Origin of the sequence: Curtobacterium flaccumfaciens (genome assembly GCF_051548005.1) — a bacterium.
Lineage (GTDB): Bacteria > Actinomycetota > Actinomycetes > Actinomycetales > Microbacteriaceae > Curtobacterium.
This window is the reverse complement of sequence record NZ_JBPUGH010000253.1, coordinates 1-1,954: the sequence shown is the minus strand read 5'-3', so window position 1 is coordinate 1,954 and position 1,954 is coordinate 1. Positions and strand designations below refer to the sequence as shown.

3 protein-coding genes are annotated in these 1,954 nt (G+C 73.4%); all 3 read left to right on the top strand.

Annotated features, from left to right (window positions below; genetic code table 11):
• Positions 1-1,125: DAK2 domain-containing protein (locus ACSW7Y_RS17085; protein WP_438127418.1), on the top strand; the 1,125-nt coding region annotated here is incomplete at its 5' end.
• A complete protein-coding gene (locus ACSW7Y_RS17080; RefSeq protein WP_438127417.1) occupies positions 1,118-1,621 on the top strand; it encodes a ribose-5-phosphate isomerase in 504 nt (167 codons plus the stop codon). The genes ACSW7Y_RS17085 and ACSW7Y_RS17080, both read left to right, overlap by 8 nt.
• Positions 1,618-1,954 (top strand): triose-phosphate isomerase (locus tag ACSW7Y_RS17075; protein WP_438127416.1); only part of this gene is annotated, 337 nt, incomplete at its 3' end. The genes ACSW7Y_RS17080 and ACSW7Y_RS17075, both read left to right, overlap by 4 nt.

Sequence of the window (1,954 nt, the reverse complement as noted above, 5' to 3'; positions counted from 1 at the left end):
GTCCCGGAGGGCCGGATGGCGATCGGCATGGGCATCCACGGCGAGCGGGGCATCGCGGAGGCGGACGTCCCGAGCGCGGCAGGTCTCGCGGAGCTCCTCGTCGACCGCCTGCTCACCGAGCTCCCGACCGGCGTCGTGCCGGCCGGAGCCCGGGTCGTGCCGATCCTCAACGGCCTCGGCAGCGTCAAGTACGAGGAACTGTTCGTCGTCTTCGGCAGCGTCGTCCGGCTGCTCGATGCAGCAGGAGCGGTCGTCGTCGAGCCCGAGGTCGGCGAACTCGTCACGAGCTTCGACATGGCCGGCGTCTCGCTGACCCTCCTCTGGCTCGACGACGAACTCGAAGACCTCTGGGCAGCGCCCGCCGACAGCCCCGCGTACCGGAAGGGCGGGGCCGTGCCCGCCGAGCCGGTGTCCGAGCAGGAGCTGCTCGCGGGCGCCGTGGCCCCGGTCACCGTCGGCTCCGAGGAGTCCCGTCACTCCGCACGGGTCGTGGCCCGCGCGATCGACGCGATCCGGGCGACGGTCGACGACCACGTCGACGAACTCGGTCGCATCGACGCCGTCGCGGGCGACGGTGACCACGGCATCGGCATGCAGCGCGGCTCCACCGCGGCCGCCGCCGCCGCGAGCGACGCCGTCGAGCGCGGCGCGGGCGCTGGCAGCGTCCTCGCGATCGCTGGGGACGCCTGGTCCGACAGGGCCGGCGGGACGTCCGGTGCGATCTGGGGAGCCGCCCTGGAGGCACTGGGTCGCGTCGTCGGGGACGCGTCGCGGCCGTCACCGGTCACGGTCGCGGACGCGGTGCACGCCGCCGCCGAGGCGGTCCTCGCCTTCGGCGCCGTCGTCGGCGACAAGACGATGGTCGACGCCCTCGTCCCGTTCGACGACGTGCTGTCCGTGCGGGTCCGGGCGGGGGACGACCTCGTCACCGCCTGGTCGGCCGCCTCGGCAGCGGCCACCGCGGCCGCCAGCGCGACCGCCGACCTCCTCCCGCGCAAGGGCCGCGCTCGCACACACGGCGAGGACGCGGTCGGCACCCCGGACGCCGGCGCGATCTCGTTCGCCCTCATCACCGCAGCGGTCCTCGAGACCCTCACCCCGCAGAAGGAAGAGCAGCATGCCTGACACCGAGCAGCCCGCGCAGCAGTTCCGTCTCGTCGTCGGCTCCGACGACGCCGGCTTCGACTACAAGGAGACCATCAAGCGCGACCTCGAGGCCGACTCCCGCGTCGCCTCCGTGGTCGACGTCGGTGTGGACGCGGACGGGAACACCGCCTACCCGCACATCGCCGTCGACGCCGCACGCATGGTCGCGAACGGCGAGGCCGACCGGGCCATCCTGATCTGCGGCACCGGGCTCGGGGTCGCGATCGCCGCCAACAAGGTCCCCGGCATCCGCGCCGTCACGGCACACGACTCCTTCAGCGTCGAGCGCTCGATCCTGTCGAACGACGCGCAGGTCCTCTGCATGGGCCAGCGGGTCGTCGGCGTCGAGGTCGCGCGACGCATGGCGAAGGAGTGGCTCGGCTACACCTTCGACACCTCGAGCGCGAGCGCCGAGAAGGTCGCCGCGATCTGCGAGTACGACGGATCCGCCCCGGTCGGGACCGACGCACCGTGACGCTCGTCGGGGTGTCGCTGAAGACGTACTTCTCGCACTCCCGGACCCTGGAGTGGACGGCCGCGGTCGTGGCGACCGCGCGCACCCACCCCGCGGTCCGGTCGGGTGCGGTCGAGCTGTTCGTGGTCCCGACGTTCCCGGCGCTCGTCCCGGTGCGGTCGCTGCTGGACGGGTCGCCGGTGCTGCTCGGTGCGCAGGACCTGTCCTGGGCCGACGAGGGCGCGTTCACGGGCGAGGTCTCCGGCGCCGAGCTGCGTGAGATCGGTGTCGACCTCGTCGAGATCGGGCACGCCGAGCGGCGCTCCCTGTTCCACGAGACCGACGAGGACGTGG